Genomic DNA, 14,682 nt, shown 5'->3' with positions numbered 1-14,682 from the left:
AGCTTGCTGCGCATCGCTTTTCTGCTTGCCCCCGGATGTCCGTACACAAGCTGCGACGCGCAGCCATAGCTTACGCGGATGTCACGCGCGACCTGAGGCCTGCTTAAATGGGCTTGCGTTAATCAGGTCGAACGTGCAGCCGCAAAAGCGTGTTCCCGCGGAAGTCCACTAACCAGCGCCCTGTACGCCAACCGGGCAAAGTGCTCGCGATGTTCCACTTCCGATTCGCCGCTGATCAGTCGGTAATGCTTATGGTGGGGTCCTGCCGACGTTGACGTCATGGTGTCCATCGCGTCACCGAGGTAGCACAAATCGAACATGAACGTTTCTGGCAAACGGCAATCGTGCGTCTGTTGACCAAGCGCGGGCGTTTCGTTCAGGAACTGCGTCATCAACGGGAACAGCTTTGATCGATCGGCGTCACGCTTAAGCGCGGCAATGCGGCCGCAATCCTCGTCGAGGAGATGATTGAACACGAAGCGGATGATCTGTGGATTTACTTGCTGACGAAGGAGCCATGTCGCCGTGTCGATCGCTGAGCGCTCGTAGTGGTATTGCGGTTTGACGGGGATCACGACAAGGTCAAACCGGGAAAGGACGCCGGGGTTGCGACTAATGAAGTCGATAAAGACCACGACGCTACACGTGCTGACGTCGACGAGAAGATGACCAGGATCCTGTTGGAGTGTGACAGCAAGCGACGCCAGCATGTCCGGACTCACATGCACCGCTGGTACGCCAAAAGCGCCCGTGCCACGATTGACGATTGGATCATGTACTGAATATATCGTGCCCGGGCAGAACTGATGGAGCACCATCGAAGCAACAGCGCTTTTTCCGGAGCCAGAGTCGAAGCGTACCAAGAGTGATCGGGTGCCATCTGGAGCATCGGATGAACGGGTCTGTTTCAAATCCGGCAGGCTTTGGTGCTTGTTTTCTGTAACTGCACGTGTTTCGATTTTCATTAGTCTGTCCTTTGCTGGCATGGGCCCCGGAGATTTGGGTACGTGTGTCTGCTAGAAGCGGCTTCAACCATCATGCGTTGCGCGCGAAAGCGCATCACATCGTCTGATGACGTGCGTCCACAGATAGGCACGGATAGCCCGTCTGAAGAAGCGACCGGCGCCGAAACTGTCTTTCATCTGCGCGACAACCCTCCCGCCCGCATTAGCTCTCGGAGGTGCGGCGGGCGAGACGCTCGCTACTGGGCAGGCATCAGCGCGGGCTAGTCGAAAGCGCATGACGGTGGGCGTTCAGGGATTATCGGCAGGTAGTTAAGATGCACTCGCGTCTACGATGCGCTTCGTGCGCGGCAGTCCGAGTGCGTCGTAGACGCGCTCAAACTCACGTGCAGCGGCAACGACAGCGCGTGCTGCCATCAGACGGCGCCCGAGATTCTGAAGTTTTTTTTCCCCTGCGCCTTTTTCACGTGCCGCACGAAATTCGCCTTCGATGTCGGTGGCATTGACGAGCGCGCTGACCGAAAGCTTGTGAACCTGTGCTTCTTCGAAGGCGCGCGATGCGGGCATCACAGCGGGAACGATCAGTCCGTCGAGCGGTTTGTCGCGCAGGTACGCGTGAATCTCGCCGAACGCAGACTCGGGGGGCATATTGCGCGGGCAGTCGACAAGAAGCAGGCTGCACTGGCCGGGCTCCAGGCTGAACGGCACGATTGCGTCCAGCAGCGCGATGGCGCGACCCTGTGCCTCTCCGTCCGGCGAAACAATCACGACGAGGGAGGCGAGTTCGAGAAGCGTGTCCTTACGTTCTTCGAGGAACGTCGTCAGATCCGGGTGCCTGTCCGGCGAAACATCCAGCAGTCCCCCATTCGGACTGGCCATGAGAGCGCAATAGGACTCCCCCGTCTCGTCCTGCGAGCGGGCAAGCGTATCCATTTCGCCAGACTGATCGTGCACACCCGCTTCGAGACGCCTGAAACTTGCGGCACGATAGCCATGCATCATCTCCGCGATGCCAGTTTGAGTGAGGGAGTTCGAGGTGCGGGCAAGTATAGTAATCGAATGCATTTGTAGTCCTTATCGTGAACTTGAGTGGTTAAGAAAACGCAAGCATTGGTTATGTCGGAAGGGGATGGCAGGCTACTGCACAGCGGCCCGGGAGCCGTTGCGGATGCAGTAGCCCGTGACGATCACGTCAGAACACTTCCGCGTCTGCCTGCGACGTGCCGGGACTGCTGGCCGCCGCTTTCGCACACGCCGGGTCGTCCGGGCGCGTGATCTCGTGACGATACGTTTTGCCTTTGTTTCTTACACGCTTTCGGCGGCGCGGGGCGCTCAATGCTGCGAGCACCTCCGTGTCGTAGCCGCTACGCAGCAGGACAAGGCGGACGGCGGCGAGCATGAGGGGAGCTTCCGCGAAGGGGACCCCACCGTCGAGGTCGCAGTGCCGGGAGAAAGCAGTGAGCGTTTCCGCTCGGATGTCGCTCAAGGATCCCGGTATTTCTCCGTACGTCAGGACGTAGGAGGTAAAGAATTGCCATTTCGGAATGAGAATGCGCTGTGCGGTCTCATCCCATCCTTCAGCTTCGGCTACCTCGCGTGCCCTGTCTTGAAGCCAGTCGTTGGCGACAGCAGCATGGATTTCGGTCATTTCAATCTCCTGATTAAAATAGCTGGCAAGTGGGGTTTCATTGGGTGGCCCTGGCGGGCGCGAGCTATTAGCGGGTCCGCCAGGAGTGTTTGCTTTAAGCCTTCTTGAACTTGAGCCGCCGATTCGAACGGATCATCCTTTGCGGCCCAGGCAGATGGCGGCCGCGAACACTGCCGCCTGGGTTGCGCGAGGGACGCCGGGGGATCACGACGGTTGCAAAACGGTCCCGGATCTCCTGCAGGTAGGTGTTGAGGATCATCTGTGCGCGCGCGCCATGTCCAAGCGCAGCGGAAACACGGTCGAGCGTTTCCTCTTCGCTGACTCCGCCATCGAGAAGCCCAAGCGCGAGGTTGACCGAATAGGAGTAGCGCAAGGAATGAGACGAGAGCTGTCCGCAAATTCGGGCCGCCTTGAGCAGGTAGCGGAGCCGGTCGCGCGACGTCCGCAGATCAGCATCCACACCGGTGATCAGATTGCCGTTGTGTGTCTCGCAATACGCCAATGCTGCTTCAATGATCCGGACAGTTTCCTCCCCCGCGCCCGGGATGATCTCGATCTGACGCAGGCGGTTTGTCTTTGCACCGTATTGAAACGGCAAGCGGTCCGCACCTGCGCGAAGCAATCCAAGCCAGCCTGCGAGTTCGTGTGCGCTGCGCAGCGCCTCGACAGAGCGCAGTCCGAGGATGTACATCAGGCTCAGGTGGTGGGCGAGTCCCTCATCGACAGCCTGTGCGCGGATAATGGTCTGCTCGAATTCCGCGCGCGTCTGCGCGCGATGGGCCCCTTTACGATCTCGGCGCGGCACCCCAAGGGCATCGTTGGAGCACGTGGTGTTGACCATTGAGCAGCCCGCTTCGTCCAGAATGACCCGAATAGCCGACGTCATGTTGCGTGCATGCCCTGGCCGGATACCCTCACACAGCCGGGTTTGCACAAAAAGCATGATCAACCACAGGGGCGTATCACGGATGTGATTGAGCTTGATGCCGAGCAACGCGATAAAGGCCCACAACGCTTCAATCAGTCGCAGACGATTCTGCATCGTTTGTGCGGCGCCGCCTCTGAAGTGCGTGTAGTTGCGCGATGCGTGGGAAAGGCGCGATTTTTGACCCATGATTTCTACTCCTAAAAACGTTTAGGTAATCAGAGCGTGTCTCTGAGACGAGTGCACCGGCCGCTAGGAGGCGCGACGCGGTGCCAGTTCGGATATCAGGTGCGTCGATGCAAGGAGCCGCCAGGGCGTGCAGATTTGTACTCCTAAAAAGATTTAGTTAGTCAGAGAAGCGTCTCTGAGACGGGTGCGCCGGCCCCTAGGCGGCGCGATGCGATGCCAGTGCGGATGTCAGGTGCGTCGATGCAACGAGCCGCCCAGGGGCAGGGCGGTGTGCGCGCGACGCTTGCGGATTCATGGGCGGAAACCGTTAAGATGGGGTCCCTCGGGGAGGGAATTGTTGCAGTCACGCCAATTGGGAGTGGAGCCCGCAGATTTTCGCCTCGCGGAATGCGAGGACGCGCTCAATGGCTTGAGGCGCGCCCGTTCAGGCGATCTCTAACGCATAGCTGCGTCGAGGGGCTTGCAGAATGCCGCGATGCGAAGCATCGCAGCATGAGAAGAGAAGAGGCTGCTCCGCGTCGCGGAAACAACCGTTCACTTGATGTACTGATTGATGAGGGGTCTTCGGAGGGCGCCAGCAGGCGCATGGCGGACTGCATTGCTCAAATCCCGTGAGACTCATGGCTGAGGTCGTCACGTACTGTGCATTAATGCATTCCAACGGTGGTAATAGCTGCCACCGAACCTTAAGGCTTCATGCTGCAATTCATAACGTACCAAAACTCAAGGTACATCATTTTTCATTGGAGTTGTGCGTAAAGCACGGTGCTACTCCCGTAACCTCGGGCCAGGGGAAAGCTTAATACTTCAGACGGATGAATCATAAACATGATCGTGGTCGCGAGTCAAGCGGCAATGTGCGACACCTCCAAAAATTTTTATCGCTTTGTGCAAATCGGGCGCAAGTCGCTACGTCCGGTGCGTTGGGCTGGCCGAGACCCGTCGGGTGCGGGGGCGACGGTAATACCGTTGTTGAAAGGGCGACATACCTGCCAAGAGTCAGCCAACGTGGCAGTCTTCTGCGTTGGCAGGCATCTTCGAGCAGCCGATGCTCAGGCTCGCATCAGAACGGCCATCCGGCCGGCTGCAGACTACGGACGCCAACGCTTCCGAAGGCAGTGGCGTCGGCACAAACGGTTTTGACTCGCGAGTAAATGAGGGGTTGCTTCACCGCCAATCGGTCTCGATTTCAATGCAAACGCCCGCTATCAAACGGCACGTAGAACGGAGATGATGCGGCTAAACCTTGAGAGAGAGGCCTTTGGCTTTTTGAGCAGCACGTGCGGCGACGGATTTCGCAATACCGGGTCGCTGTTGAGAGAAAAACTAGATAGCGCTTTGCGTAGTTGCTTTTGCGAGGCAAGCCGACGGCAACTATATGGGCAGTCCATGGAAAGGCGCTCGATCGACTACGGCATCCCGCGCATTTGCGTCTCACAAAAAATTGTCAAATCTCGATTTCACCATTTTTTAATATTCGAGTTGCATTTACGTAAAACTCCCATTACGCATCGTTTCACATTGTCTTTAAAATGCAATTGCGATTTACGTCTTTAATTCTGTATTATCGCGCGGTAGCGCGTGGGCACAATCGGATTAAAAAGAGGCGGTATGAGGGCGCAGGACATAATCGGGGCGATGACGGGCGGATTGACGCAGACCGACCGGCTACTCAAGCTGGACACGCCGCTGGGCGCCAATGTCCTGCTACCGCAGCGCGCGCTAGGACGTGCGGCGTTAGGCCGCGACAGCGCCTTTACCGTCGACGTCGTATCGTCGCGCGACGGTATCGAACTCAAATCGCTGATTGCGCAGCCCGTTACGTTGTGGATCCAGCAATTCGACCGCACTTATCGGCCGCATCACGGTTATGTGCATACCGCGCGGCGTCTCGGTTCCGACAGCGCGATCACCGGCTATCAGATCGGTTTTACGTCGTGGCTGCATTTCCTGCGCTTCAGAAAGGACGCGCGCATCTGGCAGGATAAAACTGCCGACGCGATTCTCACCGACGTATTCAACGCACATCCGCACGCGCAGGGCGCATTCCGCTTTGCATTGAACCAACCGCTCGCCCAGCGCTCGTTCTGCGTGCAATACGAAAGCGACTGGAATTTCTGTCATCGGCTGATGGAAGCCGAGGGGCTCTTTAGCTATATCGAGCAGGCCGACGACGGCAAATCGCATACGCTCGTCATCACCGACGATATCGGTGCGCTCAAACCGATGAATCCGCAGACGGTGGACTTCTACCGCGCGGGAACGAACAGCGAGATGGATGCGTTCGTGCAATGGAGCGGCACACGCACGCTGCAAAGCACGACGCTGACCACGCGCACCTTCGACTACAAGTCACCCGCAAGTGTGGCCAATCCAAAGGGCACTTCGGTGCCGACGATGACCACGCAAGGCGATTTGCCCGCACAGGCCGAAGTGTACGAGTACACGGGCGCTTACACATATGGCGCACAGGACCGCGGCGATCATCTGTCGAAAGTGCGCATGGAAGAGTGGGAATCGCGCGCGCGGCGTTTCGACGGCGTGGGCTCGGTGCGCGGCGTCGACGCGGGCCGCTGGTTCGAACTCGCGAATCATCCGGAGCACAACGCGGGTGGCGCGCAGGAGCGGCAATTTGCGGTGATCGCCGTCGAATGGGTGATCGGGAACAACCTGCCCGTTTCGGCGGGCACGACGGATTTCCCGCATAGCCTGAACGGCGTCGTTGCGGGGGCGCGCGCAGAGCACGGCGTGCAATCGGAGGCAGTGAACGGCAGCAGCGACGGCAGCGAAGGATTCTTCCTGGTGCGCGTCGAGGCGCAGCGCAAGATGATTCCGTATCGCAGCCCGTTCGAGCATCGCAAGCCGGAGATGCATTTGCAGACGGCCACCGTCGTCGGACCTGCAAACGAAGAGGTCTATACCGACGAACTCAATCGCATCAAGGTGCGCTTCCATTGGGATCGGCTGAATCAGGGCGACGAGAATGCGTCGTGCTGGGTGCGCGTGGCGATGTCCGATACGGGCGGCGGCTACGGCAGCGTGCACGTACCGCGTGTCGGCGAGGAAGTGATCGTCAACTGGCTCGACGGCGATTGCGACCGGCCCGTCGTGACAGGGCGCGCATACAACGGCGCGAAGACGCCGCAATGGCACTCGAATGGCATTCTCTCGGGCTACCGCTCGAAAGAGTACCAGGGCAGCGGCTACAACCAGATGGTGATGGACGATGCGACGGGTCAGAACCGTGTGCAGCTTTATAGCAGCAACGCGAACTCGTTCCTGCATCTGGGCTATCTGGTTGCGCAGAACGGCAACTCGCGTGGCGCGTATCTGGGCAGCGGCTTCGATCTGAATTCGGATGCGTATGGCGCGGTGCGCGCGTCGCAAGGGCTGTATATATCGACCCATCCTGCGAACGGCGCGGCAAGCCAGCCGCTCGATGTGAGCGCGGCACGCACGCAACTCGAGAATTCGCATAGTGTGATTGACGCGATGTCGACGGCAAGCGGGACGCATCAGGCTGAGCCGTTGACAGACGGCACGGATGCGCTCAAGGCGTTCAGCGACGCGACGCAGAACAGCGTAACGGGTGCAAGCGGCAGCGGCGGTAACACGGCAGGCGGTGGGACGGGCAACGCGAACGCGTTCAAGGAACCTATCATGCTGTTCGCGACGCCTGCGGGACTCGCGATCTCGACGCAGCAGTCGGCGCATCTCGCATCGACACAACACACCAATCTGGTGAGCGGACAGAGCACACATATCGCTGCGGGCAAATCGCTGATTGCAAGCGTGGGCGAGAAGATCAGCCTGTTCGTGCAGAACGCGGGCATGAAGCTGTTTGCGGCGAAGGGCAAGGTGGAAGTGCAGGCGCAGTCGGATAACCTCGAAGTCACTGCGCAGAAGACCCTGAAGCTGATCTCAGCCACGGACCGGATCGAGGCTGCCGCGAAACAGGATGTGCTGCTGACTTCGGGCGGCGCGTATATACGCATTTGCGACGGCAACATCGAGATGCATGCGCCCGGCAAGATCGACTTCAAGGGTGCGCGGCATTCGTTCGCGGGCCCCACAGAACAACAGTACCCACTCCCGACGTTCAAGCCAGGCTATCGTGCGCAATACGTCTTGCAGAGTGAAGTCGATGGTACGCCTCTCATCAGGCATCCGTATCAACTGACCACTGCATCTGGGCTCCAGCTACCGGGATTCACAAACGGTCGAGGCGAGACACTACCTGTCTTTACGCGAAACGCCGAAGACGTCCACCTGCAGGCCCTGAAGGCGACAAAACGGGCGACGCAACCCTGGCAGCTCGCCGGTGGGGGCAGCGGGTCGATCCCTGCTGATTTCATCGACGACGAACCAGCTGCAACCTGATCAAAAAGCGAGAGTTTATTCATGGGCGCCACGCTTGAGCCAGCCGGTTCCACATGCACGATCCTTGAGGAACGGCCGGAATACGCCAGATTGCCTCCGAATTCCGAGGGCTATCTCGCGGAAAAGGTGAGATATGCGTTGAAGGCGCCGCGAATCGTGACGATTCGTCTGCCAGACGGATCGACGACAACCAATCTGCTCAAGCAGGTGGTCGTGTCGATGGTCATTCGCCGGGATGAATACGCGGCAGATTTCCTCTGGATGTATAAGGCTGAAGTCAGTTTTGATATGACGCCCTCGATTGCTACCCGGGGTCTAGACGCGCCCATTCCTATTCTGGCCAGCGACAAATCGCAGGGCCCGGGTCGCAGACACAGTCTGAATCCATTTCCCCGTGGGGTGAAGGCGGGGTTCCTGCGACGACCCGATGTCATCATTGCGAAGAACCCCGGAGATCGCTGGCCAGGCCGTGGACCGGTGGATCTTGACGGTGCTCCACACACCGACAATCTCCTGCGTCTCGTCGAAATCAAGTTTCCTGGCGACAGTTGGGGCATGGGACAGGAGAATGCCTACCAGCAGATAGCGGGTAGCAGGCAACGGATGTGCGTGCTCGACGTTTCCGATTGCGACGGAGATCTCGAGACGGCACGGCAACGTGCACTCGCTGGCTCACCTGCATCACAACCGGCCCAATCCGCATCTGCTCAACGGCTTCGCGCTCCCGTACGCACGCAGCAACCGATCGCGCAACCTGCATGGTACGAAGACTGGATTCCCGATGCCAGCACAGTGCGTGATGTCGAGAGTGCCGTAGCGGCGATGTGGGATAGCGCCAAGCAAGGTGCGAGCGCGTTGTGCGAGGAGACGAAAGCATGGTTGCACAAGGAAGCGCCGTGGATGTTTGCTGCCGGCCGATGGATCGCAGATCAGGCTGGTGCGGTCTGGACGTGGGTCGACGAGCAGGGCAACGCCATTGCCCGTTATACGGCGCAGCAACTGAAAACCGGCTGGCAGGAGCTTGTACGCAGGACTGACATGACCTGGGAAATGCTCAGGCAGATCGACTGGGGACAAGTGGGTATCACGCTTGCCAAAGGCGTTGCTGTCGTAGTCGTGATAGTCGCCGCAGTGGCAATAGCGTTCGTGTTAGCTGAGGCACTTGTCGCGATCCTGGCGGCGCTCGTGGCGATCGTGTCGACTGCAAGTGCGGCTGGAGCCGCGGCGCTCGCTTTGGCAGTTGGCGCGGCTGCCGTTGCGACACAGGGTTGAATCTGGGACGATCCTCGATGATCGCGTTGAAACGAATTTGCACGTTTGACCATGACCTCTTCGACTTCAAAGGCCATTTTGACTCCCGCACAGGCGCTGGCACGTTACCGGGATGCACTTAACCTCCGCTTATCGGACGATCGCACGGTGGTATTGCCGGGTCTGATCGCGACGGTTTTTTTCGAGCGCGGATCGACACCTGCCGTTCGCAGTGGCATCCTCGCGTGTTTCGATCGATTCGAACATCTCTTTGGCGAGCATTTGAAAGGCGGCAAAGACTCGGACCTTGGCAAATTCAACAAGCGTACAGCCAAAGGCGTCGAGTCAATCCGCCGGGCAATCACCGAAACGCCACCGTGGCAGGAAGTAAGCGTCGTGCGCTCAAGCGCAACCGATCAGGACACTGCGGCCGAATATGCAATTGCCACGTTAACCGCGACTGCGTTGCCCGAGGACTATGTTTCTCCCACTGGCATGCGCATAGCCAAGGGGCAGGAATCCGGGCTGTCGTATCTCAAGTTCCATGTGCCAATGGATCTGGTTGCGGCAGCGCACGGGCTGGCGCAATACGAAGAGATGCTGCGCTTCGTGTGCGCACAATTGCCTGTGCGCGGCGGCTACGGCGGCTTGTCGCCGATTCTTCCGTTCAGTTTCCATCAGTATTTGCCTCAGGAATGGACCCTTGCCCAGCGTTTTAGCGGTCTTGAGATCGACAGTTACGCCTTTTCACAAAGCCAGGAATACGATCCGGTTTCATATGAAGGCGAGTCGATGTCCAAAATGGATGCCTTCTATGATTATCTGAAGCCTGGTGCAAAAGTTGGCCGATATGGCTATATCAAAGGCGTGAACTGGTACACCCTCCTTGGAGAGCTTTTCATTGACCGGATGGGAGGAGAGCGTATCTTGAGGACGTTATTGGCGCGTTCGGATATTGCCGTCGAACGGATCGGACAATGCCTGCTGATCCGTGCAGGTGAATTTCCACGACTCGGCGCGCCTGAGGAAGGCTTGCCCGAACCGTATGTGTTCGTGAATAGCGTCATACGGGTTCTTCGCAACCCGGCCCCGGATGCGCTGCATACTTACGTACCCGACCTACCAAGCGCCAACGCTAAAGCGACGCGCGTCTGGGAGGCGCGCTTTGATCTTCCGGACGCAGCGCCACTTTCCTCTGCGCCGGCCGTCGTACCCGCGGTTGCCGCATCGAGCGACGGCACCCGGAGCATCATGGGTGGAGAACCGTGTCCTGAAGCCGGCTGGTGGCATACACCAGCCAAGGCCGGGAGTCGCAGATACTTCTCGGCAGGAGAAACCATGCCAGTCATTGAAGGCAGCCAGTGGGGCGTGACATTCTGGCAGAAGTCGACGGATGACACTGCCTGAACATTGCTTGAGCCAATCGTGCGTATATGCGATGAAAGCGGCATCCATCATTCGGATATCACGCCGATCGAGGCGCAGGACGCAAGTTGAGCAATGCAATGCTACTGTACGAGATGAATGATGACGAGACCGGGCGTCGAGTGTTCTGGCTACTCAAGCGGCTGACCAGCCATAGCTTGTGGCAGAAAAAGCGCGATGCTTGGGAAGGCTTTGCGCACGCATATGAGAATGCGGTCAAGACATGGCCTCGAAGCCAGCGGGAACAGATGGAGGCCGACAAGCTTCCACGCATTTTTGACATCTTGAGCCGCTACAACAAGGGGCTGGAGGATCTCGCAAAGGGCTATCGGTTCGTATGGCGTATCGGACAGCCGCTCTACGATGCGAAGCGGGAAAGCGGGGTGATCCTCACGAACTTCTATCGCGACCCTGACTACTGGGAGCGTGGAATGCAGCTAGCACCTTACCCTTCGAAAGTCGAAGCGCTCAATCAGCTGATGCTTGCGTCCCGATTTCATGGCGACCAGACACCACTGGAGATCGACTTTAGCGCGGTACATCTGGGAGCTTACTGGTCTAACGCAGGCGCGCTTTTGAGTCCGGACGCCTACAGGTACGGCTTCTATGAACTGCCATACCCGGTCTTTCCAGCCACATTGCCGCCCGTTCCGGGGCCGCAGGATGTAATGATTCAAACGGGTGAGAGCGTGCCCGTCGATGGCATCTGGGAACCGGTCACCGTGCGACGGGATCGTCTGCTCGGCCTCTGTCACTGACCGGCATATTCGAGCCATTCCGGGATCGGCGTAATCGAGCCACCGGATGATCGCCGCAATCGAGCCAGTGCATGATCGGCGCAATCGGGCCACTCGATGATCGGCGTATTAGAGCCACCGCAGGATCGGCGTAATCGAGCCACGTAGCGGGCTCAGTGTTCTGTCGGGCGGCAGCCCGAAACGCATTTCGAATTTCCACAACCCGGTACCTTCAGGCTTTTTGCCCGGAGGGCCGATGAGTCGAAGGAGGTTCGAAGTGTTTGAGTATCGACAGGTTCTGGCGCGCATGCGTCAGGGCGATTCCGACCGTGACATTGCCAGCGCACGCCTGATGGGGCGTGGGAAGCTGAAGACCGTCAGGCAGGTCGCGCTCGCTCGGGGCTGGCTCGATCCCGGTCGGCCCTTGCCGGACGACGCCGAACTGGCAGCGATCTTCGGACGCAATCCGAAGCTGCCGCGTAGCTGCGTCTCCACGATTGAACCGTTTCGCGATCTGGTGCGCGGCTGGTATGACGCCGACGTGCAGGGCACGACGATCTTCAACGCGCTTCAGCGCAACCACGGCTATACGGGCAGCTATTCGGCAGTGCGGCGCTTCCTGCTGCACCTGAAGGCCGAGCGCGGCGCGAGAGCGACGACGATCCTGGAGTTCGCACCGGCCGAGGCCGCACAGGTCGACTTCGGCGCCGGTCCGGTGCTCACGCATGAGTCCGGGGTTCTGCTCAAGACATGGTTCTTCGTGATGACGCTGTGCTGGTCGCGTCATCAATACGCCGAGGTCGTGCTGGATCAGACGGTCGAGACGTGGCTGGCCTGTCACCGGCGCGCCTTCGAATGGTTCGGTGGCCGCGTCGAACGCGTGATCATCGACAACGCCAAGTGCGCGATCACAAAGGCGTGCATGTACGACCCCGAGGTACAGCGCTCGTACGCCGCGCTGGCCGAGGGGTACGGCTTCCGGATCGATGCATGCCCTCCACACGATCCTGCGAAGAAGGGCGTCGTTGAGGCCGGAGTCAAATACATCAAACGATCCTTCGTGCCGCTGCGCGAATTCCGCGATCTCGCCGACGCCAACCGTCAATTGCGCGACTGGGTGATGCAGCAGGCCGGCACGCGCGAGCACGGCACGACGCGCGAGCAGCCGCTTGCACGTTTCGCCATCGAGAAGCCACTGCTCGCCAGACTGCCCGATGTGCCGCCAGTGCTGGCCGTATGGTGCGAGGTCAAGGTCCATACCGACGGGCACGTCGTCTACAAGAAGGCACTGTATTCGGTGCCGTTCACGCTCGTTGGCAAGCAGCTGTGGCTGAAGGCGACCGACACGGTCGTGCAGGTGTTCCACCGCCATGAGCTCGTCGCGACCCATCCGCGCCTGCGCAAGCCCGGCGATCGCCACACGGTGCGTGACCACCAGCCGCCTGAAGCGCAAGCGTGGCTCGAGCACGATCCACAGTGGTGCCTGGCGCGGGCAAAGGATATCGGGCCAGCCTGCCACGCGCTCGTTCTCGCGATGTTCAACGACAAGGTGCTCGTCAACCTGCGCGGCGCGCAGGGCGTCTTGAGGCTTCGCGAGAAGGTCGGCGATCAACGGCTGGAGGCTGCGTGCGAGCGTGCGCTCGTGTTCGCCAGCCCCAAGTACCGCACTGTCAAGGCGATCCTCGACAAGGGGCTGGACAGCCAGCCCACCGCAGCACCAGCGCCGACGCCGGCGCCTGCCGACACCTATCTGAACGGCGGCCGCTTCGGCCGTGACCTCCATTCCCTTCTGATCCATTGAACGCCTATGCATCCCAGTCCAGAACTGAACACGATCCTCAAGCAGTTGCGCCTCTCGGGCATCCTCGACTCGCTCGAGCAACGCAACCGTCAAGCCATCGACGGGCAACTTGCCTACACGGAGTTCCTCGCCACGCTTCTGCACGACGAGGTCGCGCGGCGAGAGCAGAAGAAGCTCGGCGTGCGGCTCGCCCGCGCTGGCTTCTCCCTAGGCAAGACGCTCGAGAACTTCGACTTCGACCGCGTGCCCAAACTCAACCGCGCTCACATCTATGATCTCGCCGCCGGCCGCTATATCGACGAGAAGGTCTGCGTGCTGATGGTCGGCCAAACCGGCGTCGGCAAGTCGCATCTCGCGCAGGCCCTGGGCCACTGCGCCGCACGCCAGGGCCGCGATGTCCTGTTCATCACGCAAACCGAATTGCTCAAGAAGCTGCATGCAGCACGGGCGACTGAGCTCTATGAACGCAAGTTGCAGCAGTTCGTGCGCGTTCCGGTGCTGATCGTCGATGACTTTGCACTCAAACCCCTGCGTGCGCCCCACGACGAAGACTTCCACGACCTGATCGCCGCCAGGTATGAGCGCGCGGCAACTATCCTGACGTCGAATCTCGACTTCAGCGAATGGGGCGACGCATTCCCCGACAACCGCATCCTCGGTGCTGCCACGCTCGATCGGCTACGGCACGGCGCCTACCGTGTCGTCATTGAGGGTGAGAGCTTCCGCAAGCCGAAACCGATGCCCGAAAACGGCGAAAACGTGGTTGCAAAATCAGGCAAAAAAACGCATTCTTGAGTCCCTTCGAAATCGCGTTTCGGGGCCATTCCAGGTGGCCTCATTACGCCGATCATCCCCGGCTCGATTACGCCGATCCGTGACAGCCTCATTCCCACGGGTGAGAAAGCGGTGGGAAACAATGGTTGTTTCAATTATCTTGTGAGGGAAACCAGAGCTCCCAGGATCACGGGGCCCTATAACGAAGCAACTTCCCGCGCAGAGCGAGTCAGCACATACTGGCAACTGTTGTGGGAGGATACCCGTTATAGAGATGGCAACGTACCTGACGAATCAGGGTACTTCCTTGTGCCTGAGCCTTCCCCACAAGCTGCTGTGATGGCCGATCCCGGCGAAGTGAGAACCGGTGACCGTTGTCCCCTGTCCGGACTCTGGGCCGCAAAGGGCTACGATGCCGAACCGGTTAGCGTTGCTGCGGGCACCGTCATGCCAGATCTGTTGGTCCGGAATAATCTCGGAGAAAAGAGGGTGCACTGGGTAACGTGGCAACTCATCAGGCAAAGCTAGGTTTTTGCGGCTGCATTGCGTGTCCCACTGCAATGAATCAAGAGGGCAAGGTGCGGCTAATC

Annotated in this window: 11 protein-coding genes; 7 read left to right on the top strand and 4 right to left on the bottom strand. The window is 59.4% G+C overall.

The window, feature by feature from the left end:
• Positions 1-122: 122 nt before the first annotated feature.
• The 4 genes from QEN71_RS25540 to QEN71_RS25525 form a co-directional block, all read right to left on the bottom strand.
• Entirely contained in the window at positions 123-965 is an 843-nt protein-coding gene (locus QEN71_RS25540) for a hypothetical protein (protein ID WP_201651028.1), read from the bottom strand.
• Between the two features lie 309 nt (positions 966-1,274).
• Positions 1,275-2,027 carry a hypothetical protein gene (locus tag QEN71_RS25535; protein ID WP_290468224.1) on the bottom strand — a complete coding sequence of 251 codons (753 nt, stop codon included), beginning with the start codon at positions 2,025-2,027 and terminating at the stop codon, positions 1,275-1,277.
• Between the two features lie 127 nt (positions 2,028-2,154).
• Positions 2,155-2,610: a hypothetical protein gene (locus QEN71_RS25530; protein WP_201651030.1), complete on the bottom strand. Its 456-nt coding sequence runs from the start codon at positions 2,608-2,610 to the stop codon at positions 2,155-2,157.
• Between the two features lie 94 nt (positions 2,611-2,704).
• On the bottom strand, positions 2,705-3,724 hold the full coding sequence (locus QEN71_RS25525; protein WP_201651031.1) for an integrase domain-containing protein: 1,020 nt from the start codon (positions 3,722-3,724) through the stop codon (positions 2,705-2,707).
• A 1,611-nt stretch (positions 3,725-5,335) separates the two neighbouring features.
• On the opposite strand from QEN71_RS25525, the gene QEN71_RS25520 reads away from it, so the two are divergent.
• The 7 genes from QEN71_RS25520 (at position 5,336) to QEN71_RS25490 (ending at position 14,620) form a co-directional block, all read left to right on the top strand.
• Complete coding sequence (locus tag QEN71_RS25520) at positions 5,336-8,104, top strand: type VI secretion system Vgr family protein (protein ID WP_201651032.1); 2,769 nt, start codon at positions 5,336-5,338, stop codon at positions 8,102-8,104.
• A gap of 21 nt (positions 8,105-8,125) precedes the next feature.
• Positions 8,126-9,376, top strand: coding sequence for a VRR-NUC domain-containing protein (locus QEN71_RS25515; protein WP_201651033.1), 1,251 nt, complete (start codon positions 8,126-8,128; stop codon positions 9,374-9,376).
• 51 nt (positions 9,377-9,427) lie between these two features.
• On the top strand, positions 9,428-10,762 hold the full coding sequence (locus QEN71_RS25510) for a type VI immunity family protein (RefSeq protein WP_201651034.1): 1,335 nt from the start codon (positions 9,428-9,430) through the stop codon (positions 10,760-10,762).
• Between the two features lie 98 nt (positions 10,763-10,860).
• Positions 10,861-11,538 carry an Imm71 family immunity protein gene (locus QEN71_RS25505; RefSeq protein WP_201651035.1) on the top strand — a complete coding sequence of 226 codons (678 nt, stop codon included), beginning with the start codon at positions 10,861-10,863 and terminating at the stop codon, positions 11,536-11,538.
• Positions 11,539-11,794: 256 nt separating this feature from the next.
• Complete coding sequence (gene istA / locus QEN71_RS25500) at positions 11,795-13,318, top strand: IS21 family transposase (protein WP_201662938.1); 1,524 nt, start codon at positions 11,795-11,797, stop codon at positions 13,316-13,318.
• Between the two features lie 6 nt (positions 13,319-13,324).
• Positions 13,325-14,113, top strand: a complete 789-nt coding sequence (istB, locus tag QEN71_RS25495; protein ID WP_201662941.1) for an IS21-like element helper ATPase IstB — start codon at positions 13,325-13,327, stop codon at positions 14,111-14,113.
• A gap of 111 nt (positions 14,114-14,224) precedes the next feature.
• Complete coding sequence (locus QEN71_RS25490) at positions 14,225-14,620, top strand: Imm72 family immunity protein (protein WP_201658996.1); 396 nt, start codon at positions 14,225-14,227, stop codon at positions 14,618-14,620.
• Positions 14,621-14,682: the final 62 nt, after the last annotated feature.

The organism is Paraburkholderia sabiae (genome assembly GCF_030412785.1).
In the GTDB taxonomy this organism is placed as follows: Bacteria; Pseudomonadota; Gammaproteobacteria; order Burkholderiales; family Burkholderiaceae; genus Paraburkholderia; species Paraburkholderia sabiae.
The sequence above is the reverse complement of the archived record's forward strand: the minus strand, read 5'-3'. Positions and strand labels throughout refer to the sequence as shown.